At 61.7% G+C, this 21,420-nt stretch carries 23 protein-coding genes and 1 other RNA gene; 7 read left to right on the top strand and 17 right to left on the bottom strand.

The window, feature by feature from the left end:
* Nucleotides 1-5: 5 nt before the first annotated feature.
* The 9 genes from mraY to rsmI form a co-directional block, all read right to left on the bottom strand.
* Nucleotides 6-1,088, bottom strand: coding sequence for a phospho-N-acetylmuramoyl-pentapeptide-transferase (gene mraY, locus ACQKPS_RS16125; RefSeq protein ID WP_254481332.1), 1,083 nt, complete (start codon nt 1,086-1,088; stop codon nt 6-8).
* Entirely contained in the window at nt 1,088-2,455 is a 1,368-nt protein-coding gene (locus ACQKPS_RS16130) for a UDP-N-acetylmuramoyl-tripeptide--D-alanyl-D-alanine ligase (protein ID WP_427604845.1), read from the bottom strand. The genes mraY and ACQKPS_RS16130 overlap by 1 nt, the downstream gene beginning before the upstream one ends.
* Nucleotides 2,448-3,938, bottom strand: a complete 1,491-nt coding sequence (locus tag ACQKPS_RS16135) for a UDP-N-acetylmuramoyl-L-alanyl-D-glutamate--2,6-diaminopimelate ligase (protein WP_427604847.1) — start codon at nt 3,936-3,938, stop codon at nt 2,448-2,450. The genes ACQKPS_RS16130 and ACQKPS_RS16135 overlap by 8 nt, the downstream gene beginning before the upstream one ends.
* Complete coding sequence (locus ACQKPS_RS16140) at nt 3,935-5,668, bottom strand: peptidoglycan D,D-transpeptidase FtsI family protein (RefSeq protein ID WP_192858710.1); 1,734 nt, start codon at nt 5,666-5,668, stop codon at nt 3,935-3,937. Before ACQKPS_RS16140 ends, ACQKPS_RS16135 begins: the two co-directional genes overlap by 4 nt.
* Nucleotides 5,668-5,961, bottom strand: coding sequence for a cell division protein FtsL (gene ftsL / locus ACQKPS_RS16145; protein ID WP_054884628.1), 294 nt, complete (start codon nt 5,959-5,961; stop codon nt 5,668-5,670). Before ftsL ends, ACQKPS_RS16140 begins: the two co-directional genes overlap by 1 nt.
* Entirely contained in the window at nt 5,958-6,905 is a 948-nt protein-coding gene (gene rsmH / locus ACQKPS_RS16150; RefSeq protein ID WP_054884629.1) for a 16S rRNA (cytosine(1402)-N(4))-methyltransferase RsmH, read from the bottom strand. Before rsmH ends, ftsL begins: the two co-directional genes overlap by 4 nt.
* Nucleotides 6,902-7,357 (bottom strand): division/cell wall cluster transcriptional repressor MraZ, encoded by a 456-nt coding sequence (gene mraZ, locus ACQKPS_RS16155; protein ID WP_427604850.1) that lies wholly within the window; start codon nt 7,355-7,357, stop codon nt 6,902-6,904. The genes rsmH and mraZ overlap by 4 nt, the downstream gene beginning before the upstream one ends.
* Nucleotides 7,358-7,665: 308 nt before the next feature.
* Nucleotides 7,666-8,025: RNase P RNA component class A (rnpB, locus tag ACQKPS_RS16160), an RNA gene on the bottom strand.
* A 67-nt stretch (nt 8,026-8,092) separates the two neighbouring features.
* A complete protein-coding gene (gene rsmI, locus ACQKPS_RS16165) occupies nt 8,093-8,935 on the bottom strand; it encodes a 16S rRNA (cytidine(1402)-2'-O)-methyltransferase (protein WP_283724827.1) in 843 nt (280 codons plus the stop codon).
* A 221-nt stretch (nt 8,936-9,156) separates the two neighbouring features.
* Here rsmI and ACQKPS_RS16170 point away from each other — a divergent pair, with 221 nt between their 5' ends.
* From ACQKPS_RS16170 to ACQKPS_RS16190, 5 genes are all read left to right on the top strand, one after another.
* Entirely contained in the window at nt 9,157-10,974 is a 1,818-nt protein-coding gene (locus ACQKPS_RS16170) for a penicillin-binding protein activator (protein WP_427604852.1), read from the top strand.
* Nucleotides 10,974-11,345, top strand: a complete 372-nt coding sequence (locus ACQKPS_RS16175) for a YraN family protein (protein WP_283724753.1) — start codon at nt 10,974-10,976, stop codon at nt 11,343-11,345. Before ACQKPS_RS16170 ends, ACQKPS_RS16175 begins: the two co-directional genes overlap by 1 nt.
* A gap of 86 nt (nt 11,346-11,431) precedes the next feature.
* Entirely contained in the window at nt 11,432-12,025 is a 594-nt protein-coding gene (locus ACQKPS_RS16180; protein ID WP_054884633.1) for a phosphoheptose isomerase, read from the top strand.
* Nucleotides 12,022-12,600 carry a BON domain-containing protein gene (locus ACQKPS_RS16185; RefSeq protein WP_176508311.1) on the top strand — a complete coding sequence of 193 codons (579 nt, stop codon included), beginning with the start codon at nt 12,022-12,024 and terminating at the stop codon, nt 12,598-12,600. The genes ACQKPS_RS16180 and ACQKPS_RS16185 overlap by 4 nt, the downstream gene beginning before the upstream one ends.
* 80 nt (nt 12,601-12,680) lie before the next feature.
* Nucleotides 12,681-12,899: a YgdI/YgdR family lipoprotein gene (locus ACQKPS_RS16190; RefSeq protein ID WP_054884635.1), complete on the top strand. Its 219-nt coding sequence runs from the start codon at nt 12,681-12,683 to the stop codon at nt 12,897-12,899.
* Between the two features lie 51 nt (nt 12,900-12,950).
* Here ACQKPS_RS16190 and ACQKPS_RS16195 read toward each other — a convergent pair whose 3' ends face one another.
* From ACQKPS_RS16195 to rplM, 7 genes are all read right to left on the bottom strand, one after another.
* Nucleotides 12,951-13,382: a ClpXP protease specificity-enhancing factor gene (locus ACQKPS_RS16195; RefSeq protein WP_427604855.1), complete on the bottom strand. Its 432-nt coding sequence runs from the start codon at nt 13,380-13,382 to the stop codon at nt 12,951-12,953.
* A gap of 10 nt (nt 13,383-13,392) precedes the next feature.
* Nucleotides 13,393-14,016 carry a glutathione S-transferase N-terminal domain-containing protein gene (locus ACQKPS_RS16200; protein WP_427604857.1) on the bottom strand — a complete coding sequence of 208 codons (624 nt, stop codon included), beginning with the start codon at nt 14,014-14,016 and terminating at the stop codon, nt 13,393-13,395.
* Between the two features lie 116 nt (nt 14,017-14,132).
* Nucleotides 14,133-14,912: a cytochrome c1 gene (locus ACQKPS_RS16205; RefSeq protein ID WP_054884638.1), complete on the bottom strand. Its 780-nt coding sequence runs from the start codon at nt 14,910-14,912 to the stop codon at nt 14,133-14,135.
* Nucleotides 14,912-16,123, bottom strand: a complete 1,212-nt coding sequence (locus tag ACQKPS_RS16210) for a cytochrome b (protein ID WP_054884639.1) — start codon at nt 16,121-16,123, stop codon at nt 14,912-14,914. Before ACQKPS_RS16210 ends, ACQKPS_RS16205 begins: the two co-directional genes overlap by 1 nt.
* Nucleotides 16,123-16,716, bottom strand: coding sequence for a ubiquinol-cytochrome c reductase iron-sulfur subunit (gene petA / locus ACQKPS_RS16215; protein WP_054884640.1), 594 nt, complete (start codon nt 16,714-16,716; stop codon nt 16,123-16,125). Before petA ends, ACQKPS_RS16210 begins: the two co-directional genes overlap by 1 nt.
* Nucleotides 16,717-16,979: 263 nt before the next feature.
* A complete protein-coding gene (rpsI, locus tag ACQKPS_RS16220) occupies nt 16,980-17,372 on the bottom strand; it encodes a 30S ribosomal protein S9 (protein ID WP_003260797.1) in 393 nt (130 codons plus the stop codon).
* Between the two features lie 14 nt (nt 17,373-17,386).
* Nucleotides 17,387-17,815, bottom strand: coding sequence for a 50S ribosomal protein L13 (gene rplM / locus ACQKPS_RS16225; protein WP_003260798.1), 429 nt, complete (start codon nt 17,813-17,815; stop codon nt 17,387-17,389).
* Nucleotides 17,816-18,073: 258 nt separating this feature from the next.
* On the opposite strand from rplM, the gene ACQKPS_RS16230 reads away from it, so the two are divergent.
* The gene (locus ACQKPS_RS16230; protein WP_283724755.1) at nt 18,074-19,114 is read left to right on the top strand and encodes an NADP(H)-dependent aldo-keto reductase; all 1,041 of its coding nucleotides are present in this window, start codon (nt 18,074-18,076) and stop codon (nt 19,112-19,114) included.
* 223 nt (nt 19,115-19,337) lie between these two features.
* Nucleotides 19,338-20,258, top strand: coding sequence for a GlxA family transcriptional regulator (locus tag ACQKPS_RS16235; protein ID WP_176508366.1), 921 nt, complete (start codon nt 19,338-19,340; stop codon nt 20,256-20,258).
* Nucleotides 20,259-20,292: 34 nt separating this feature from the next.
* Here ACQKPS_RS16235 and zapE read toward each other — a convergent pair whose 3' ends face one another.
* Nucleotides 20,293-21,387 carry a cell division protein ZapE gene (gene zapE, locus ACQKPS_RS16240; RefSeq protein ID WP_176508307.1) on the bottom strand — a complete coding sequence of 365 codons (1,095 nt, stop codon included), beginning with the start codon at nt 21,385-21,387 and terminating at the stop codon, nt 20,293-20,295.
* Nucleotides 21,388-21,420 lie beyond the last annotated feature (33 nt).

Genomic DNA, 21,420 nt, shown 5'->3' on the forward strand with positions numbered 1-21,420 from the left:
CTTTTCTACCTCAGTTTCAGGGTTGCCAGGCCAATCAGCACCAGAATCACGGTGATGATCCAGAAGCGGACGATCACGCGTGGCTCAGGCCAGCCTTTGAGTTCAAAGTGGTGATGAATCGGCGCCATGCGGAACACCCGCTTGCCGGTGAGCTTGAACGAGGCGACCTGGATCACCACCGACAGGGTTTCCATCACGAAGATGCCGCCCATGATGAACAGCACGATTTCCTGGCGCACGATCACGGCGATGGTGCCCAGCGCGGCGCCCAGCGCCAGCGCGCCGACGTCGCCCATGAACACCTGGGCCGGATAGGTGTTGAACCACAGGAAGCCCAGGCCGGCACCGATCAGCGCCCCGCAGAACACGATCAGCTCGCCCGAACCCGGCACATAGGGGATCAGCAGGTATTCGGCGAACTTCACGTTACCCGACAGGTAACAGAAGATGCCCAGCGCACCACCGACCATCACGGTGGGCATGATTGCAAGGCCATCGAGGCCGTCGGTCAGGTTGACCGCGTTGCTGGAGCCGACGATGACGAAATAGGTCAATACGACGAAGCCGATACCCAGCGGGATGGTGACGTCCTTGAGGAACGGCACGATCAGCGTGGTCTCGACGGTGGTCGGGGCGGTCATGTACAGGAACACCGCCGCGCCCAGGCCGAACACCGATTGCCAGAAATACTTCCAGCGGCTCGGCAGGCCACGCGAGTTCTTTTCGATCACCTTGCGGTAATCGTCGACCCAGCCGATGGCACCAAACAGCAAGGTGACGATCAGCACGGTCCAGACATAACGGTTGGACAGGTCGGCCCACAGCAGGGTGCTGACCGCGATGGCCGACAGGATCAGTGCGCCACCCATGGTCGGGGTGCCGGACTTGGACAGGTGAGATTGCGGGCCGTCGTTACGCACGGCCTGACCGATCTGGCGAATCTGCAGGGTACGGATCATCCACGGCCCCAGCCACAGCGCCAGCGACAACGCGGTCAGTACGCCAAGAATCCCGCGCAGGGACAGGTACTGGAAGACCGCGAAGCCTTTATGGAACTGTTGCAGATACTCGGCCAACAGCAGCAGCATTAATGTTTCTCCCCGCTGGCACCGCACAATGCCGCCACGACGTTTTCCATCGCAGCGCTGCGCGAGCCCTTGATCAAAATAGTGGTTTCGCTGGCAGTCTCGGCGCGAACAGCGTCGATCAACTCAGCTTGCGTTGCGAAATGACGGCCATCGGCGCCGAACGCCTTGACCGCATGAATCATGTTGGAACCCACTGCGTACAGGGCATCGACCTTGCCATGCGCGTACTCGCCCACCTGACGGTGACCTTCTTCCGCCCACTGGCCAAGTTCACCAATATCCCCCAGCACCAGAACGGTGCGCCCGGAAAAGGCGCGGAGTATATCAATGGCCGCGCACATGGAGGTGGGATTTGCGTTGTAGCTGTCGTCGATCACGCGCACGCCGTTGGGGGCGATTTGCGCCACGGTGCGGCCCTTGACCGGCTGCACGGCGTTGAGGCCGGCGGCGATGCCACTCAGGCTCAGACCAACGGCATGGGCAGCGGCGGCAGCGGCCAGGGCGTTGCTGACGTTGTGTTCGCCTAGCACATTGAGTTGCACGTCTACCGTTTCACCCGCGCCATGCAGTTTGAACGACGGGCAGCCACGGGCATCGCGCCCGATGTCGCTGGCGTAAAAATCGGCCTGATCGTTGCCACGAGCGAAGCTGATTACCTTGTGCGCACCGGCACGGGCCTTCCAGATGGCGAAGGCTTTGTCGTCCAGGTTGAGAATGGCGATGCCGCCCTCACCCAGGCCTTCGAGGATCTCGCCCTTGGCCTCGACGATCTTCTCGGGGCCGCCGAACTCGCCAACGTGGGCAGTACCGGCGTTGTTGATGATCACCACCTGCGGCCGGGTCAGGCCGACGGTGTAGCGGATTTCACCGATGCGCGAGGCACCCAGCTCGATCACCGCAGCGCTGTGCTCCGGCGCGATTTCCAGCAGCGTCAACGGAGCACCGAGGTCGTTGTTCAGGTTGCCGCGGGTCGCGTGTACCAGACCACGGGTACGCAGGATGCTGGCCAGCATCTCCTTGACCGTGGTCTTGCCGCTGGAACCGGTGATGGCGACGACTGGCTTGTCGAAGGCAGCGCGGTTCAGCGCACCCAGCTGGCCGAGTGCGACACGGCAGTCGGCGACCACCAGCTGCGGCAGATCGACATCGGCAATCTCGCGCTCGACCAGCGCAGCGGAGGCGCCCTTGGCTTGCACGTCGGCCAGATAGTCATGGCCATCGAAGCGCGGCCCGGTCAGGGCAACGAACAGCTGGCCGGCAGCAACGCTGCGGCTGTCGATGCTGACCCCGGTGAAGCTGGCGTCGGCGTTTACCAGGCGCGCGTTCAAGGCGCTGGTCAGCTGGCTGAGGGTCATGGGCTTAAGCATGTGGAGCCTCCCAGGCTGCAAGTGCCTTGTCGGCTTCGATCAGGTCGGAGAAAGCATGGCGCTCGCCATTGATCTCCTGGTAATCCTCATGCCCCTTGCCGGCCAGGACGATCACGTCATCGGCGGCAGCGGTGGCGATCAGATGGGCAATGGCTTCGCCACGGCCAGCAACGAACTCGACGCCCGCAGGCTTGGCGAAACCAGGGCGAATGTCGTCGAAGATGCGCAACGGGTCTTCAGTACGCGGGTTGTCGTCGGTGACCAGCACGCGGTCGGCCAGGCGCTCGGCCACTTCGGCCATAAGCGGGCGCTTGCCGCGATCACGGTCGCCCCCGCAGCCGAACAGGCACAGCAGCTTGCCGTGAGCATGCGGACGCAGGGCTTCGAGCACTTTTTCCAGCGCATCGGGCGTGTGGGCGTAGTCGACCACTACCAGCGGCTTGTCACCGCCACCCAGGCGCTGCATGCGGCCGACCGGCCCTTGCAGATGCGGGGTGACCTTCAGGACCTCATCCAGCGAGTAGTCCAGTGCCAGCAGCGTGGCCACAGCGGCAAGCATGTTGCTCAGGTTGAAGCGACCCAGCAGCTGGCTGCGCAGGGTGCGTTCGCCCTGAGCGGTGACGATGATGGCGCGCACGCCATCGTCGTCAAAATGCGCTTCGCGGCAGAACAGCGAAGCGTCCGGGTTTTCCAGGCTATAGCTGAGCAACCGGGTCTCGATATGATCAACGCTCGGGCGGCGGGCGAAGTCTTCGGCAAGGCGGCGACCAAACTCATCATCCAGGTTGACCACCTGGCAACGCAGGCTCGGCCAGGCGAACAGCCTGGCTTTGGCGGCCTCGTAAGCCTCCATGCTGCCGTGATAGTCAAGATGATCGCGGGACAGGTTGGTCATGACCGCGATGTCGAACTCCAGTGCGGCGACCCGGCCCTGCTCCAGGGCGTGGGAGGAGACCTCCATGGCCACGGCTTTGGCGCCGCCTTTCTTGAGATCGTTCAGGGTCGACTGTACGGCGATCGGATCGGGCGTGGTCAGCCGGCCGCTCTGCAGCTCGCCGTAGAAGCCGGTACCCAGGGTGCCGATCAGGCCGCAACGCTGGCCCAGCGCATCGAGCGCCTGGGCCACCAGCTGAGTGACGCTGGTCTTGCCGTTGGTGCCAGTGACGCCCACCAGGTTCAGCTGGCGGCTCGGCTCGCCGTAGAAGCGCCCGGCAATCTGCGAGAGCTGGCCAATCAGGCCTTTCACCGGAATCAACGGCACATCGGTAAGCGGCAGCACGTTGACGCCCTGCTCTTCATAGGCCACAGCCGCCGCGCCACGAGACAGCGCATCGGCAATGTGCTCACGGCCATCCACCTTGGCACCTGGCACGGCCAGGAACAGGTCACCCTGGCGCACCTGACGGCTGTCCAGGGTCAGTTCACGGATCAGCGGATCGCGACTGGCGTGAGCGAAAAGCTTGCTCAATGGCATTGTCATCATCCACGCCCTCCCTTGGCGGGTGCTGCGCTGGCCTGCTGTGGATCGCTTGGCGGCGGCAGGTTGTCTGGCGGCACGTTCATCAGGCGCAGGGTGCCCGACATGACCTTGCTGAATACGGGGGCCGATACCAGGCCACCGAAATAACCACCTTTGCCCGGTTCGTCGATGACCACGACGATGGCATAGCGTGGGTCGCTCATCGGGCCGAAACCGGCGAACAGCGAGCGGTAGGCGTTTTCGGTGTAGCCCTTGGAGCCGACGGTGGCTTTACGTGCGGTACCGGACTTGCCGGCCACGTGGTAGAACGGCACCTGGGCGCGGAACACGCCGCGCGGCGCTTCGATCACCTGCTGCAACATGCCCTGGATGGTTTCGGCGGTTTCCTTCGGAATGGCCTGCACCGCTTCAGGTGCCTTGTCGACCTTGAGGATCGACAGCGGCACCATCTTGCCGTCGTTGGCCAGCGCGGCGTAGGCATGCACCAACTGCAGGGCGGTCACCGACACACCGTAGCCATAGGACAGTGTCGCGGTTTCAGCCTTGCGCCACTCGCGGTGGTTGGGCAGGTTGCCGACGCGTTCGCCCGGGAAGCCGAGGCCGGTGTACTGGCCCAGGCCCACTTGGGACATGACCCGGTAGATGGCCTCGCCGCCGATATCGAAGGCGATCTTGCTCATGCCGACGTTGGAAGAGTTGATCAGGATGCCGGTCAGGTCGAGGATGGGACCCTCGCTCTTGGACACGTCCTTGATGGTGTAACGGCCGATCTGCAGGCTACCCGGATACACTTCGACCTTGTCGGTCGGCTTCCAGCGACCGCTCTGCAGCGCCGCGCTCATCGAGATCGGCTTGACCGTCGAGCCTGGCTCGAAGACGTCGATGATCGCCCGGTTGCGCATGGCAGCCGGGAACATGCTACGGCGGTTGTTCGGGTTGTAGGTCGGCTGGTTGACCATGGCCAGGACTTCACCGGTCTTGACGTCCATGATCACCAGGCTGCCGGCCTTGGCGTCCTGTTCGGCGATGGCGTTGCGCAGTTCGCGGGTGGCAAGGTACTGCAGGCGCAGGTCGATCGACAGCGCCAAGGTCTTGCCGGCCTTGGCGTTCTTGGTGACCTGGATGTCCTTGATCAGGCGACCGCGCCGGTCCTTGATCACTTGCCGCTTGCCGGGCACGCCGGCCAGCCATTCGTCGTAAGCCAGCTCCACACCTTCGCGACCGTGGTCGTCGAGGTCGGTGAAGCCGACCATGTGGGCGGTCACGTCGCCGGCCGGGTAGAAACGGCGGAATTCCTCCAGGCCATACACGCCCGGTACTTTCAGGTCGAGCACGTGCTGGCCCTGCTCCGGGGTCAGGCCGCGGACCAGGTAGATGAACTCTTTGTTGGCCTGCTGGGTCAGGCGCTCGGTCAACTGCTGGGCGTTCTGCCCAAGTGCTGCGGCCAGCTGTGGCCAGCGATCCTTGGCAGCCTGCATTTCCTTGGGGTTGGCCCAGAGGGTGGTGACCGGGGTACTGACCGCCAGCGGCTCGCCGTTGCGGTCGGTGATCAGGCCACGGTGCGCAGGGATCGGAATATGACGCAGGCTGCGGGCATCGCCCTGGCCCTTGAGGAAGTCACGGTCGACCACCTGCAGGTCGATGATGCGCCAGCAGATGGCGCCCACCATCAACGCGAGCAAACCGATCACGACCCGGAAGCGCCAGGGGTAGAGTGCGCCTTCGAGCTTCATCATGGCGCCACCATCCGCACTTCGTCAGCCGCAGGCACGCGCATCTTCAGTTGCTCGGAGGCCAGGCTCTCGATACGGCTGGAGGCGGTCCAGGTGCTTTGTTCAAGAATCAGCCGGCCCCACTCGGCCTGGGCCTTGTCACGCTCGTTCAATTCGCCGTACAGCGTATTGAGCAACTGGCGATTCCAGTGGGCGCTGTAAGACACGGCGATGGCCGAAACGAGCACACCGATAAACAGCAGAAGCATCAGGAAGCTTCCGCCTGGCAGAGGTTTGGCGAAAAGCCGGCTCACCGAAGCTTCTCCGCAACCCGCATTACGGCGCTGCGCGACCGTGGGTTGGCCTTGAGTTCGGCCTCGGAGGCAAACTGGGCCTTGCCGATCAGCTTGATCTTCGGCTCAAAGACCTTGTGCTGTACCGGCAGGTTGCGTGGCAGGTTATCGGCCTCGCCCTTGACCAGCTTGCGCATGAACAGTTTGACGATGCGGTCTTCCAGCGAATGGAAGCTGATGACCGCCAGGCGGCCGCCCACTTCCAGGGCATCGAGCGCTGCTTCGAGGCCAGCCTCCAGGTCACCCAGTTCGTTGTTGACGTGGATGCGCAGACCCTGGAAGGCGCGGGTTGCCGGGTTCTTGCCCTTTTCCCAGGCCGGGTTTGCAACCTTGAGCACTTCAGCCAGGTCGGCGGTGCGGGTGAACGGTTGCTTTTCGCGGCGCTCGACCACGGCACGCGCCATGCGTCCGGCAAAACGCTCTTCGCCGTATTCCTTGAACACGCGGGCAATTTCTTCGACAGGTGCGGTAGCGATGAACTCGGCAGCGCTGATGCCCTGATGCGGGTTCATGCGCATGTCCAGCGGGCCGTCATTGAGGAAGCTGAAGCCGCGCTCAGGGTCATCCAGCTGCGGCGAAGACACGCCCAGATCAAGCAGTATGCCGCTGATCTTGCCGTGCAGACCACGCTCGGCGACTTCCGAACCGAGCTCGGCAAAGCTGCGCTGCACAATGACAAAGCGGCCGTCTTCGGCCGCCAGCGCTTGCCCGGTGGCAATCGCTTGAGGATCTTTGTCGAAGCCCAAAAGCCGCCCTTGCGGCCCGAGCTTGCTGAGGATCAGGCGGCTATGGCCGCCACGCCCGAAAGTGCCGTCCAGATAGCAACCGTCGGCGCGCAGGGCCAATGCCTCGACAGCTTCGTCGAGCAGGACGGTGATGTGGTTGAAGCCGCTATCTATGGTCACAGGATCAGGTCACGCAAATCGTCGGGCATGGCGCCCGGTTGTTGGATAGCTGCAAGGTCGGCTGCCGAAACCGTGTTCCAGGCATCCTCATCCCACAGCTGGAATTTGTTCAGTTGCCCCACCAGCATCGCCTTCTTGTCCAGCTTGGCGTACTCACGCAGGCGGGGCGGTACCAGGAAACGCCCACTGCCATCGAGCTCCAGGTCAACCGCGTTGCCGATCAGCAAACGCTGCAGGCGACGGTTTTCCTCACGCAACGACGGCAAGGCACGCAACTTGGCTTCAATCTGTTCCCACTCATCGAGGGGATAAACACACAAGCAGGGGTCTACGGCGTCGATGGTCACGATCAGCTGACCATTGCAACGCGAATCGAGCTCGTCACGGTACCGGCTCGGCATGGCGAGACGGCCCTTGGCATCGAGGCTGACGGCGTTGGCTCCGCGGAACACGGCTGCGATTCCCCACAATGTTAGCTTTTTTGTGCCAGAAAACCCACTTCATCCCACTTTCTGCCACTTGCGCACACTATAGGAATCCGCCCGCTGCACCGTCAAGGCACGTTCATAAGGAAATCCCTTACAGGACCGAGATTTAGCGCAACAAAGGAAGGCGGAAGGACTGCCAAGAGGGGAAAAACGCGAGAAAAATCAAACCGACTCAAACGAATGCCGTTCGAACTTAAAGTGAATTATTAAGAGTAAGATCTTTTTGGTATTAACAAGAGGTATCTGCTATCGATTCAAGCAGGAGGGGAAAGGTGGAGAGTCGATCTGTAAGCCGGGTTTTGTCGAGGACAGTCATTCCTCTACGACGGCCATCACTGGACGCCTCTAGCAACCTACCCGGTTCCGACGCGGGCCACGCCTGATGGAACCCTATTTGGTCTTGCTCCGAGTGGGGTTTACCTAGCCACGCACTGTTGCCAGCCGTGCGGTGCGCTCTTACCGCACCTTTTCACCCTTACCGGCACCGAAGTGCTTAGGCGGTTATTTTCTGTGGCACTTTCCGTAGGCTCGCGCCTCCCAGGCGTTACCTGGCACTCTGCCCTATGGAGCCCGGACTTTCCTCCCCCGTCTTTTGCGGAACAAAAGACGGCAGCGACTGTCCGATCGACTCTCCGCCGACAAGGTTAACGGCACGCGCGCGCAAGAACAAGCGATACCGTCAACTATGTCTAATTGCCACTACTGCCCTTTCTGCTTTTCCAGGGCCACCTGATACAGCAGGTTCTTGCGCACACCGGTGATTTCCGCCGCCAATGCCGCCGCCCTTTTCAGCGGCAACTCGGCCAGCAACAGGTCCAGCACGCGCTGTGCCTCGGCACTGATCGCATCCTCGCCCTCAGGCGCACTCCAGCCACCCACCAGCACCACGCACTCACCCCGTTGCTGATTGCTGTCGCCGGCGACGAATGCACGCAGCTCACCCAACGGCAGCCCCTTCAGGGTCTCGAAGGTCTTGGTCAGCTCACGCGCCAGCAGCGCCGGACGTTCGCCACCGAACACCAGCTCCATGTCTTCAAGGCATTCAAGGATGCGGTGTGGCGCCTCGTAGAAAATCAGCGTGCGAGGCTCCTCCTTGACTTGCTCCAGACGCGCGCGACGACCCGCGGCCTTGGCAGGCAGGAAGCCTTCGAAGATGAAGCGGTCGGATGGCAGGCCGGCTGCCGACAGCGCGGCAATCAGGGCGCAGGCGCCAGGCACGGGCACTACGCTGACGCCGGCGGCACGGGCCTGACGCACCAGGTGGTAACCCGGATCGGAAATCAGTGGAGTACCGGCATCGGAGACCAGCGCCACATCTTCACCGGCCAGCAACTTGCCGATGAAGCGGCCACCCTCGTCGCGCTCGTTGTGCTCATGGCAGGCCGCCAACGGCGTGTCGATGCCGAAGTGCTGCAAAAGGCGGATCGAATGCCGGGTGTCCTCGGCAGCGATCAGGGCGACACTGGCCAGCACCTTGAGTGCCCTGGCGCTCATGTCATCAAGGTTGCCGATGGGAGTCGCGACCACATAAAGCGTCCCCATGGTGGATTTCGAAGCCCCGGCCACATCAGTCACTGCACACACCCTGCCTTTCGGATCAAAGGCGCCATTGTAGCCCGAGCGCCGGTAACAGGGCGCAAAGAACTTCTTCGGTCCTCCTGCGCACGCCACCTATAGTGAAGGTTCCGCTAACGGCAGATCGCGCCCCGGCTACTGCTTGGGTACAATTGCCGGCCAACTTGATCGAGTAACAGGACCTTTACATGATCGCTTGCCTGCGGCTGTTCACAGCCCTCTGCCTCGCCGCCCTGCTGGCAGCCTGCGCCAGCTCGCCCTCATCCAGCCTGGGCGAACTGCCACGCACCCCGGATGCCAGTATCGAGCAACTGCTCGAGAAGGCCGCCACCAGCAAGTCCGCGGAAGACGCTGCCCTGCTGCGCCTGAGCGCAGCCGACCTGGCTTACAAGCAGAAGGACTTCCCACGCGCCGCACGCATTCTCGAGCAGGTGCCGATGGACACGCTCAAGCCGGCCCAGCAGATTTTCGCCGCCACCCTCGGCGCGGAACTCGCCATGAGCCGCAACCAGCCCAAGGCCGCCCTGACCGCGCTGTCCCATCCGAGCCTGCAGCACATTGCAGAGCTGCCGGAACAACAACAGGTGCGCACCTACAGCGTCCATGCCGCCGCCCTCGAGGCCGAAGGCCAGGCCCTGGCCGCCGCCCAGCAACGCATACTGCTGAGCCCGCTGCTCAGTGGCCAGGCGGCCATCGCGAACCATGACGCGATCTGGGCCCTGGTCGCCTCGCTGCCGGCCGAGCAGCTGCAACAGCCAGCCAACAACGAAATCCTGGCCGGCTGGACCAGCCTGGCGCTGGCCGTCAAAAGCGCCGGCACCCTGGAGCAGCAACAAGCGGCCATCGAAGCCTGGCGCAAGCAGCACCCCGATCACCCAGCCGCCAAGCAACTGCCCCTGGCCCTGACCAAGCTCAAGGAGCTGGCCAGCCAGCCGCTGACCAAGATCGCCCTGCTGCTGCCCCAGGAAGGTCCGCTGGCCGGCGTTGCCCGGGCCCTGCGTGACGGCTTCATGGCCGCCCACTTCCAGGCCCAGCAGGCGGGTGGGCAAGCGCCAGCCGTGCAGGTCTATGACAGCTCGCGTATCGGCTCGCTCGACGCCTTCTATCGCCAGGCTCAGGCCGATGGCGTGCAACTGGTGGTCGGCCCGCTTGAAAAGCCGCTGGTCAAGCAGCTCGCTGGCAACAGCCAACTGCCCATCACCACCCTCGCCCTGAACTACGCCGACGCCGGCCAGAAAGCACCACCGCAGCTGTTCCAGTTCGGCCTCGCTGCCGAGGACGAAGCCCGTGAAGTGGCGCGCCGCGCGCGTGCTGATGGCATGGTCCGCGCGGTTGCCCTGGTACCGAGCGGTGAGTGGGGTGACCGCGTGCTGGCCGCCTTCCGCCAGGACTGGGAAGGCAATGGCGGCACCGTCATCGCCGCCGAGCGCATCGCCCAGCCGGTCGCCCTGGCCCAGCAGATCGCCAATCTGTTCCAGTTGCGCCAGAGCGAAGGCCGCGCCCAGAGCCTTCAGAGCACCGTGGGCGGCAATATCGCGGCACAACCGTCGCGCCGCCAGGACATCGATTTCATCTTCCTCGCCTCGACCCCACAGCAGGCGCAGCAGATCAAACCGACGCTGAACTTCCAGTACGCCGGGGACGTACCGGTCTACGCCACCTCGAACCTGTACAGCGCCAGCGGTGACGTCAACCAGTACAACGACATGAACGGCATTCGCTTCTGCGAAACCCCATGGCTGCTCGACACCAGCAACAGCCTGCGCCAGCAGGTGGTACAGCAGTGGCCACAGGCCGCCGGCAGCCTCGGCCGCCTGTATGCCATGGGGGTCGACGCCTACAGCCTAGCGCCGCGCCTGGGCCAGCTCAAGGCACTGCCAGACAATCGCGTGCAAGGGCTGTCTGGCAGCCTGAGCATCAACGCCAGCCAGCGCGTCGAGCGCCAGTTGCCGTGGGCCGAGTTTGCGGGTGGCCAGGTCAAGCGCCTGCCAGATACTTCGCGCTGATGCCTGCAGCATCGCCAAGCAGCGCCGGCCAGGCGGCAGAAACCCAAGCCCTTGAGTACCTTCAAGGGCAAGGCCTGCAACTGCTGAAGCGCAATTGGCGATGCAAAGGCGGCGAGCTTGATCTGGTCATGCTCGACGCCGATACAGTAGTATTCGTCGAAGTCCGCTACCGGCTGCACGCGGACTTCGGTGGCGCCCTCGGCAGCATTGACGGGCGCAAGCAGAAACGACTGGTGCTTGCCGCCACACTGTTCCTGCAGAAGGAGTCCCGCTGGGCCAATCACCCCTGCCGCTTCGACGTTGTCGCCCTGCAGGGCAGCCACCATGCAGGCCGGCCACTTCAATGGCTGAAAAACGCCTTCGAATGCTGAACCCACTCCGAATTTTTTGCTCTATGTTTCGCGGGCTGGTCCCTGTTGCGCGCCGCGCCGGCCACCGCCCCACTTAAGGTCACCAGATGGACATGCAATCCCGAATTCGCCGGCTGTTCCAGGCCAGCATCGACACCAAGCAACAGGCAATGGACATCCTGGCACCGCACATCGAGCAGGCTAGCCTGGTCATGGTCAATGCGCTGCTCAACGAGGGCAAGATGCTCGCCTGCGGCAACGGCGGCTCGGCCGGCGATGCCCAGCACTTCTCTTCGGAGCTGCTCAACCGGTTCGAGCGTGAGCGCCCGAGCCTGCCGGCCATCGCCCTGACCACCGACAGCTCGACGCTGACCTCGATCGCCAACGACTACAGCTACAACGAAATCTTCTCCAAGCAGATCCGCGCCCTGGGCCAGCCCGGTGACGTACTGCTGGCGATTTCGACCAGCGGCAACTCTGCCAACGTGATTCAAGCGATCCAGGCCGCACATGATCGCGAAATGATTGTCGTAGCATTGACCGGACGTGACGGCGGCGGCATGGCATCGCTGCTGCTGCCGGAAGACGTGGAAATCCGCGTACCGTCGATGGTCACCGCACGAATTCAGGAAGTCCACCTGCTGGCGATCCACTGCCTGTGCGATCTGATCGACAGCCAACTGTTCGGGAGTGAAGAATGACCCCCATACGCCTCGGCCTGATGGCCCTTACCCTGTGCCTGAGCGTCACCGGCTGCAGCTCGGTACTGACCTCAACCCGCAACTCGCCGATCGAGGATGATCGCGGCACCCGCACCATTGGCAGCAAGATCGACGACTCGCTGATCGAAACCAAGGCTTCGGTCAACATTGCCAAGGCCAGCCCTGACCTGGACAAGGGTTCGCACATCGTCGTCAGCAGCTACAACGGTATCGTCCTGCTCGCCGGGCAAACCCCGCGGGCCGACCTCAAGAGCCTGGCCGAACAGACTGCCAGCCAGGTTCAGCGAGTGAAGAAGGTGCACAACGAACTGCAAGTGATGCAGCCTTCCTCCATCCTGGCGCGTAACAACGATGCCTGGCTGACCACCAAGATCAAGGCCCAGATGCTCACCGACAATGCCGTGCCCAGCTCGCGCATCAAGGTCATCACCGAGAACGGTATCGTCTACCTGCTGGGCCTGGTGACCCAGCAAGAGGCCAACTCCGCCACCGCCGTGGTTCAGGGCGTGTCTGGCGTGCAGAAGATCGTCAAACTGTTCGAGTACATCGACTGATTCAGTTGCCGCCGCTATCCGCTACTGGCTGGTATCGGCGGCACCCTGCCCCACCCGTTCAAATTTCCAGGAAATACCGCATGAAAAAGCTTCTGCTGCCCGCCCTGCTGCTCGGCACCTTCGCCACCCTGGCTGGCTGCTCCACCCCAAGCCTGATCACCCTCAACGACGGCCGCGAAATCCAGGCTGTCGACGCCCCGCACTTCGACAAGGACTCGGGCTTCTACGAATTCCAGCAGCTCGACGGCAAGCGCACCCGCATCAATCGGGACCAGGTTCGCACCATCAGCGACCTGTAAGCATAGCTTCGCGACAAAAAAAAAGGCGATCCATACGGATCGCCTTTTTTGTTACTTGACCACCTTCAAGCTGGGTCGCCCGCTTGGACGTGGTGGCTTGCCACCCCCTTCCGGCGGGCCATCGTCATCCGGCTCGACATTATCGTCTTCCAGCTCATCGCCATCCGTCAGCGGTGGCTCCAGCTCGAAGACCATGCCTTGGCCGTTCTCCCGGGCATAGATACCCAGGATGGCACCTGCTGGCACGAACAACGAGTGGGCAACGCCACTGAAGCGCCCCTCGAAGCTTACCGCATCGTTATCCATGTGCAGGTTGCGCACGGCACTCGGCGAAATGTTCAGGACAATCTGACCATCACTGGCAAAACCTTGTGGCACCTGGACTGCCGGGAATTCGGCATTGACCAGCATATGGGGTGTGCAATCGTTGTCGACGATCCACTCGTACAGTGCTCGAACCAGGTAGGGGCGACTGGAGTTCATCAACGGCTCCTTAAAGCTTGCGCATTTCACGTTCAACGGAGGACAGGCTCGCCTGGAAAGGCTCGCGGGCGAACTGCCGCTCCATGTAATCCAGCAGCGGCTTGGCCTGCCGCGGCAACTCGATACCCATAACCGGCAAACGCCACAGTATGGGCAATAGACAACAGTCGACCAGACTTTGCTCCTCACTCATGAAGCAAGCAAACTCGCCGAACAACGGCGAGACGCCGGTCAGGCTTTCGCGCAGCGCCTTACGCGCCTCGACACGGGCGGGCTCAGCGCTGCGCGGGTCGAGAATGGTATCCGCCAGGGCGCACCAGTCACGCTGGATGCGGTGCATCAGCAGACGACTGTTACCACGCGCCACCGGGTAGACCGGCATCAACGGCGGATGAGGGTAACGCTCCTCGAGGTATTCCATCACCACGGTCGACTCATATAACGCCAGGTCACGATCGACCAGGGTCGGTACGCTGCCGTAAGGGTTCACCTCTGCCAGCTTGGCTGGCAGACGCGCAGGGTCGACGTCGATCACCTGCACGTTGATGCCCTTCTCGGCGAGCACGAGGCGTACCCGATGAGAATAATGGTCAGCAGGGTCGGAATAACAGGCTAACCGGTTGGTTGCGCCCATGTAGCGCCTCCTCGCAGGGGATGCTTGTAAACTCTAAATGAAAACGCGCCCGCGGGACCCTGGCAAATCTGCCAGGGCCCCGCGGGCGCGTTCAACTACCAGAAACTACTGCGTGATCAGTGCACGTCCTTCCAGTATTCGCGCTTGAGCAAGTAGGCAAATACGAAGAAGAAAGCCAGGTACAGCAACACGTAAGTACCGATGCGCTGGCTTTCCAGTTTGACCGGGTTGGCCGAATAGGCCAGGAAGGTCACCAGGTTCTTGACCTTCTCGTCGAACTGCTCGGTGTTCAGGGTACCGGAATTCGGCGTAATGGTCAGCTGGTCACAGGCTTCATGGGTAAGCGGGCTACCCGTCAGTGGGTCGAATTGCTTCTTGCCATCGACCACCATCTGCACCTGCTTGCAGCCAATAACCTGGTTGCCTTGCAGGCCGACCAGCACGTTGGGCATGCCGACGTTCGGGAACACCTTGTTGTTGACCCCGTACGGGCGCGACTTGTCTTCATAGAAGCTGCGCAGGTAGGTGTACAGCCAGTCGGTACCCCGCACCCGGGCAACCAGGGTAAGGTCGGGCGGTGCGGCGCCGAACCAGGTCTTGGCGTCGCTGGGCTGCATGCCGATCTGCATGTGGTCGCCGATCTTGGCCCCGGTGAACACGAGCTTCTCGAGCATCAACTCATGAGGGATGCCGAGGTCATCGGCAACCCGCTCGTAACGCTGGAACTTGGCACTGTGGCAACCCATGCAATAGTTGGCGAAGGTGCGCGCACCATCCTGCATGGCCGCCTTGTCGGTCAGGTCGATATCGACCTTGTCCAGCTCCAGGCCGTGTTCGGCAGCGAAGGAAAAGGCAGGCATCACTGCCAGCAAAAATACTGCAATCAACTTTTTCATCAGCCAGTCACCCTTTCCGGAACCGGTTTGGTCTTCTCGAGCCTTGTGTAGAACGGCATCAATACGAAATAGGCGAAGTACAGCACCGTGCACACCTGCGACAGCAGGGTACGCCCAGGCGTAGGCGCCAGTACGCCGAGGATGCCGAGAATGACGAAGGCGATGCAGAACACCAGCAGGAAGACCTTGCTGATCCAGCCCTTGTAGCGCATGGAGCGCACCGGGCTGCGGTCGAGCCAGGGCAGCACGAACAGCACGGCAATTGCAGCACCCATGGCGATTACACCCATGAGCTTGTCAGGCACCGCCCGCAGGATCGCGTAGAACGGCGTGAAGTACCACACAGGCGCGATATGCTCGGGCGTCTTGAACGCGTTCGCCTGCTCGAAGTTGGGTTTTTCCAGGAAATAACCGCCCATCTCCGGGAAGAAGAACACCACGGCGCAGAACACGAACAGGAACACCACCACGCCGACGATGTCTTTCACGGTGTAGTACGGGTGGAACGGAATGCCGTCGAGCGGAATGCCGTTTTCGTCCTTTTTCTTCTTGATATCGACACCATCGGGGTTATTCGAGCCTACTTCGTGGAGGGCCAGGATATGCAGCACCACCAGGCCGAGAATCACGATCGGCAAAGCCACCACGTGCAGGGCGAAGAAGCGGTTCAGGGTGATGCCCGAAATCAGATAGTCACCACGGATCCACTGGGTCAGGTCGCCGCCGATCACCGGTATGGCGCCGAACAGCGAGATGATCACCTGGGCACCCCAGTAGGACATCTGCCCCCATGGCAGCAGGTAGCCCATGAACGCTTCCGCCATCAGCGCCAGGTAGATCAGCATGCCGAACAGCCACACCAGCTCACGAGGCTTCTGGTACGAGCCATAGAGCAGGCCGCGGAACATGTGCAGGTAGACCACGATGAAGAATGCCGAAGCACCGGTGGAATGCAGATAGCGCAGGATCCAGCCGTACTCGACGTCGCGCATGATGTACTCGACCGAGGCAAAGGCCTCTTCCGCCGAGGGCGTGAAACTCATGGTCAGCCACACGCCAGTGACGATCTGGTTGACCAGCACCAGCAGCGCGAGTGAGCCGAAGAAATACAGGAAGTTGAAGTTCTTGGGCGCGTAATACTTGCTCAGGTGGTCTTCCCACATCTTGGTGGCGGGGAAGCGAGCGTCAATCCAGTCCATGAACTTGCTCATCATGCTTTCTCCTGGTCGACGCCGATGACGACAATGTCGTCCGACTCATAAGAATGCGGCGGTACTGGCAGGTTGAGAGGCGCCGGTTGTGCCTTGTAGACACGACCGGCCAGGTCGTAATGGGAGCCGTGGCAAGGGCAGAAATAGCCACCGACCCACTTCGGCCCAAGGTCTGCGGGCGCAACTTCCGGGCGAAACGTCGGTGAGCAGCCCAGGTGCGTGCAGAGGCCTACGAGAATGAGGATTTCCGGCTTGATCGAACGGACCTCGGGGTCGACATAGGTCGGCTGCACCGAGCTTTTCGATTGAGGATCGGAGAGGTCACCTTCGATCTTCTTGAGGTTGCCAAGGATCTCTTGGGTACGCCGCACGATGAATACCGGCTGGCCACGCCATTCGGCAACCATCTGCTGCCCCGGCTCGACCTTGGCGATATTGACCTTCACCGGTGCCCCGGCTGCCTTCGCCTTGGCACTGGGAAACCATGACCCCACGAACGGTACCGCAGCCCCCACTGCCCCCGCTGCCCCGACCACGGATGTCGCGGCTACGAGGAAGCGGCGCCGGCCTGCGTTGACGCCGTCATTGCTCATTCAGTCCTCTCCCATCAGCTTGCTTGGCCAGTTGGACCTGACCTGTACTTAGGTTATGTCTGTGGCACTAAAAATTGGTCGCCATGGTAAGAAACAAATCCACACAGTGACAAGGTGATTACCCCCACAGGAGGCCATAACCCGCGCTTTGCTTGATCTGCGTCTATGCGACCAGTGGTCACCGACATGCTGACAGGTTAGTTCAAGCACAAAAAAAAGCCCGGTTCCAAGGAACCGGGCTTTCTTCGACTGCCGAAGCGGTATTAACGCTTGGAGTACTGAGGACGCTTACGCGCTTTACGCAGACCCACTTTCTTACGCTCGACTTCACGAGCGTCGCGGGTGACGTAGCCAGCACGACGCAGAGCGCCACGCAGGGTTTCGTCGTATTCCATCAGGGCGCGGGTGATACCGTGACGGATAGCACCGGCCTGACCGCTGACACCACCACCGGAAACGGTGACGTAGATGTCGAACTTCTCAACGGTTTCGGTCAGCTCGAGCGGCTGGCGAACAACCATGCGAGCGGTTTCGCGACCGAAGAACACGTCCAGAGAACGGTTGTTGATGGAAATGTTACCAGTACCCGGACGCAGGAATACGCGAGCGGTTGCGGTCTTGCGACGGCCAGTGCCGTAATTTTGAGTCGCCGACATAATGAACTTTCCCGTTAGATCTTCAGTTCTTGAGGCTGCTGAGCAGTGTGTGGGTGAGCAGCACCCGCGTACACTTTCAGCTTACGGTACATGTCGCGACCCAGCGGGTTCTTAGGCAGCATGCCTTTGACCGCGGTTTCGATAACACGCTCAGGGGCCTTGGCGATCAACTTCTCGAAGTTGATTTCCTTGATACCGCCTGGGAAACCGGAGTGGGAGTAGTACATTTTGTCGGAAGACTTGGCACCAGTCACACGAACCTGTTCAGCGTTGATGACGACGATGTAGTCGCCGGTGTCAACGTGAGGGGTGTACTCTGGTTTGTGCTTGCCACGCAGACGGCTAGCGATTTCGGTAGCCAGACGACCCAGGGTCTGGCCAGCGGCGTCGACTACGAACCACTCGCGCTTTACTGTTTCCGGTTTAGCAGTAAAAGTTTTCATTCTCTAAAGCCTCAGAGGCCGCCCAGCGAAAAATAGACGGCGAATCTTACTGGATAGTGCACAGCTTGCCAAGGGCAAGCGCGCAGCCGAACGCTGACGCTTTTGGGGGCTCGGGTCGGGCACGCCAATGTTCGACGGGGTTCTTCCTGCGTGGTGGTGCATCACTTCCGCCACACGGAGAGGGGCAGAATTATCCAGATTGCGCGAAAAATTTCAACCTGCTTTGATGGGCTTCTTTTGCCAAGGAGTGTTTTCCCGATGGAATACCGCAAGCTCGGCCGTACCGACCTCGACGTCAGCGCCCTGTGCCTGGGCACCATGACCTGGGGCGAGCAGAACACCCAGGACGAGGCCTTCGAGCAGATTGCCCTGGCCAAGGCCAGCGGCATCAACTTCATCGACACCGCCGAGATGTATCCGGTGCCGCCACGCCCGGAAACCTATGCCGCCACCGAGCGCATCATCGGCAACTGGTTCCGTGCCAACGGCGATCGCGACGACTGGGTGCTGGCCAGCAAGGTCGCCGGCCCCGGCAATGGCATCAGCCACATCCGCGACGGCCAGCTCAAGCACAACCGCCAGCACATCGTCGCCGCGCTGGACCAGAGCCTCAAGCGCCTGCAGACCGACCGCATCGACCTCTACCAGTTGCACTGGCCGGAGCGCAGCACCAACTTCTTCGGCAAGCTGGGCTACCAGCACCTGGCCAGCGACCTGTTCACCCCACTGGAAGAAACCCTCGAAGTGCTCGACGAACAGGTACGTGCCGGCAAGATCCGCCACATCGGCCTGTCCAACGAAACGCCATGGGGCACCATGAAGTTCCTGCACCTGGCCGATAGCCGCGGCTGGCCGCGAGCGGTGTCGATCCAGAACCCTTACAACCTGCTCAACCGCAGCTTCGAAGTGGGCCTGGCGGAGGTGGCGATCCGCGAGCAATGCGGCCTGCTGGCCTATTCGCCACTGGCATTCGGCATGCTCTCGGGCAAGTACGAGAACGGTGCCCGGCCGGAAAAAGGCCGGCTGACCCTCTTCAGCCGCTTCGCCCGCTACTCCAACCCGCAGACCGTGGCAGCCTGCAGCCGTTATGTACAGCTGGCCCGGGCGCATGGCCTGGACCCGGCACAAATGGCCCTGGCGTTCGTGACCCGGCAGCCATTCGTCACCAGCAACATCATCGGCGCAACCGACCTGGTGCAGTTGCAGAGCAACCTCGACAGCCTGCAGCTGAACCTCAGTGACGAACTGCTCGCGGCGATCGAGGCGATCCACCAGGAGCAGCCGAACCCGGCGCCTTGAGCTGAATCCGGTGTCGACTCCTTGCGGGTAAACCCGCTCCCACAGGGTTCGGTGCAGACCTTGAGGGGGCGGGGTAGACACAATCGCCAAAAAATAAGACGATCCAGCCGGTGATTGACCACTCTACCCTATAAGAACAATGACAATGATGTTTACCCAACCCTCCGCGTCGTTGCGGCGCGTCAGCATCCTGGCCATTGACAAGGTGTTCGCTTCGACCCTGATGCAGGCCAAGGATTTCTTCCACCTCGCCAGCTTGCGCTACAGCAAGCAGCTGGGCCTGGGCTTGCAGCCCATGTTCGAGATTCGCCTGGTGAGCCCCGATGCCCAGCCGGTGGACAGCTTCAGCAATGTGCAATTGCCGGTCGATGGCGGCCTCGACGATGCCGACGTGATCATCCTCCCGGCCTTCTGGGACGATTTCGACAACCTGCTGCAACGTTATCCGCAGGTGCTGCCTTGGCTGCGCGAACAGCACGCCCGTGGCGCCGTGCTCTGCGCCGAAGCCAGCGGGGTGTTCTGGCTGGCCGAATCCGGCCTGCTCGATGGCAAGGAGGCGACCACCTACTGGCGCTTCTTCAACAGTTTCGCCGAGCGCTTCCCGAAGATCCGCCTGAACCAGGACAAGCACCTGACCGACGCCGACAACCTGTACTGCGCCGGCGGCACCACATCAGCCTGCGACCTGTACATCTACCTGATCGAGCGTTTCTGCGGCGCCAATGTGGCGCGTGCCGTGGCCCGCGACATCCTCTACGAAGTGCAGCGCAACTACACGCCAGGGCGCATGGGCTTCGGTGGCCAGAAGTTGCACCAGGACCTGATCATCCTGCAGATCCAGCACTGGCTGGAGGAGCATTTCGCCGACAAGTTCCGCTTCGAGGATGTGGCTCGCAACCATGGCATGAGCATCCGCAACTTCATGCGCCGTTTCCAAGGGGCGACCGGTGACAAACCGCTGCACTACCTGCAACGGTTACGCATCGAGACAGCCAAGGGCCTGCTTTCGAGCACGCGCAAGAGCATCAAGACCATCAGTTATGAGGTCGGTTATGACGATGCGAGTTTCTTTGCGCGGCTGTTCCGGCAGCACACGGAGTTGTCGCCGAACCAGTATCGGCAACAATTCATGCAAGAGGCCTGACAGATTTTGGGGCCGCTATGCGGCCCCAGCTGCGTTAAGGCTTGTGCGCACGCGCCAGGAATTCGTGCGACTGCATTTCCAGCAAACGGCTGAGGGTCCGCTGGAACTCGAAGCTCAGGCGGCCGCCGGTGTACAGGTCCTTCAGCTCGACCTCGGCCGAGATGATCAACTTGACGTTGCGGTCGTAGAACTCGTCCACCATGTTGATGAAGCGGCGGGCGATGTCGTCGGTAGTGACGCCCATCTGCTCCACGTTACTCAGCAACACGGCATGGAAGATCTTGCCCAGTTCGATGTAGTCGTTCTGGCTGCGCGGCCCGTCGCACAGAGCGCGGAAGTCGAACCAGGCGACGTCGTCGCAGGTGCGCAGGGCATTGATCGGGCGGTTTTCGATCATCAGCACGTCATTCTCGACGGCCTGGGTGCATTCCGGCGTCAGGGCCTTGAAGCTTGCGCGCATGCTCTGGTGCGCCGCGTCATCGAGCGGGAAGTGGTACAGCTCGGCCTGCTCGAGGTGACGCAGACGGTAGTCGACGCCGCTGTCGACGTTCACCACGTCGGTGTACTGCTTGATCATGGCGATGGCCGGCAGGAAGCGTGCACGCTGCAGGCCGTCCTTGTACAAGCCGTCCGGGACGATGTTGGAGGTCGCCACCAGCGAGACGCCGTTCTTGAACAGCTCTTCCATCAGTGTGCCAAGGATCATGGCGTCGGTGATGTCGGACACGAAGAATTCGTCGAAGCAGATCACTTTGGCTTCTTCGCTGAAGCGCTTGGCGATGATGGTCAGCGGGTTCTTCTCACCCTTGAGGGTTTTCATTTCCTCATGGACGCGCTTCATGAAGCGGTGGAAGTGCGTGCGCATCTTCTGCTTGAACGGCAGCGCTTCATAGAAAGTGTCGACCAGATAGGTCTTGCCACGCCCTACCCCGCCCCAGAAGTACAGGCCTTTGACTGGCGTCTGCTCCTTCTTGCCGAACAGCTTGCCGAACACGCCCGGCTTGTTGTTCTGCGCGCGAACCAGGTCGTCGTACAGACGCTGCAGGTGACGTACCGCAGTTTCCTGCGCCGCGTCATGGAAGAAGTCGGGACGTTTCAGATCTGCTTGATATCGTTCTAGGGGCGTCATGATTTCGTTAGCGAGGCAACAAAAAACGGGCCG

The sequence above is a fragment of the Pseudomonas sp. NPDC086566 genome (assembly GCF_050280885.1).
Classification (GTDB): Bacteria; Pseudomonadota; Gammaproteobacteria; order Pseudomonadales; family Pseudomonadaceae; genus Aquipseudomonas; species Aquipseudomonas vlassakiae.

Bases quoted from the DNA above. Each gene is read 5' to 3' on its own strand.
- mraY (WP_254481332.1), bottom strand. From the start codon at position 1,088: ATGCTGCTGCTGTTGGCCGAGTATCTGCAACAGTTCCATAAAGGCTTC.
- ACQKPS_RS16130 (WP_427604845.1), bottom strand. From the start codon at position 2,455: ATGCTTAAGCCCATGACCCTCAGCCAGCTGACCAGCGCCTTGAACGCG.
- ACQKPS_RS16135 (WP_427604847.1), bottom strand. From the start codon at position 3,938: ATGATGACAATGCCATTGAGCAAGCTTTTCGCTCACGCCAGTCGCGAT.
- ACQKPS_RS16140 (WP_192858710.1), bottom strand. From the start codon at position 5,668: ATGAAGCTCGAAGGCGCACTCTACCCCTGGCGCTTCCGGGTCGTGATC.
- rsmI (WP_283724827.1), bottom strand. From the start codon at position 8,935: ATGGGGACGCTTTATGTGGTCGCGACTCCCATCGGCAACCTTGATGAC.
- ACQKPS_RS16170 (WP_427604852.1), top strand. From the start codon at position 9,157: ATGATCGCTTGCCTGCGGCTGTTCACAGCCCTCTGCCTCGCCGCCCTG.
- ACQKPS_RS16175 (WP_283724753.1), top strand. From the start codon at position 10,974: ATGCCTGCAGCATCGCCAAGCAGCGCCGGCCAGGCGGCAGAAACCCAA.
- ACQKPS_RS16180 (WP_054884633.1), top strand. From the start codon at position 11,432: ATGGACATGCAATCCCGAATTCGCCGGCTGTTCCAGGCCAGCATCGAC.
- ACQKPS_RS16185 (WP_176508311.1), top strand. From the start codon at position 12,022: ATGACCCCCATACGCCTCGGCCTGATGGCCCTTACCCTGTGCCTGAGC.
- ACQKPS_RS16190 (WP_054884635.1), top strand. From the start codon at position 12,681: ATGAAAAAGCTTCTGCTGCCCGCCCTGCTGCTCGGCACCTTCGCCACC.
- ACQKPS_RS16195 (WP_427604855.1), bottom strand. From the start codon at position 13,382: ATGAACTCCAGTCGCCCCTACCTGGTTCGAGCACTGTACGAGTGGATC.
- ACQKPS_RS16200 (WP_427604857.1), bottom strand. From the start codon at position 14,016: ATGGGCGCAACCAACCGGTTAGCCTGTTATTCCGACCCTGCTGACCAT.
- ACQKPS_RS16205 (WP_054884638.1), bottom strand. From the start codon at position 14,912: ATGAAAAAGTTGATTGCAGTATTTTTGCTGGCAGTGATGCCTGCCTTT.
- ACQKPS_RS16210 (WP_054884639.1), bottom strand. From the start codon at position 16,123: ATGAGCAAGTTCATGGACTGGATTGACGCTCGCTTCCCCGCCACCAAG.
- petA (WP_054884640.1), bottom strand. From the start codon at position 16,716: ATGAGCAATGACGGCGTCAACGCAGGCCGGCGCCGCTTCCTCGTAGCC.
- rpsI (WP_003260797.1), bottom strand. From the start codon at position 17,372: ATGTCGGCGACTCAAAATTACGGCACTGGCCGTCGCAAGACCGCAACC.
- rplM (WP_003260798.1), bottom strand. From the start codon at position 17,815: ATGAAAACTTTTACTGCTAAACCGGAAACAGTAAAGCGCGAGTGGTTC.
- ACQKPS_RS16230 (WP_283724755.1), top strand. From the start codon at position 18,074: ATGGAATACCGCAAGCTCGGCCGTACCGACCTCGACGTCAGCGCCCTG.
- ACQKPS_RS16235 (WP_176508366.1), top strand. From the start codon at position 19,338: ATGCAGGCCAAGGATTTCTTCCACCTCGCCAGCTTGCGCTACAGCAAG.
- zapE (WP_176508307.1), bottom strand. From the start codon at position 21,387: ATGACGCCCCTAGAACGATATCAAGCAGATCTGAAACGTCCCGACTTC.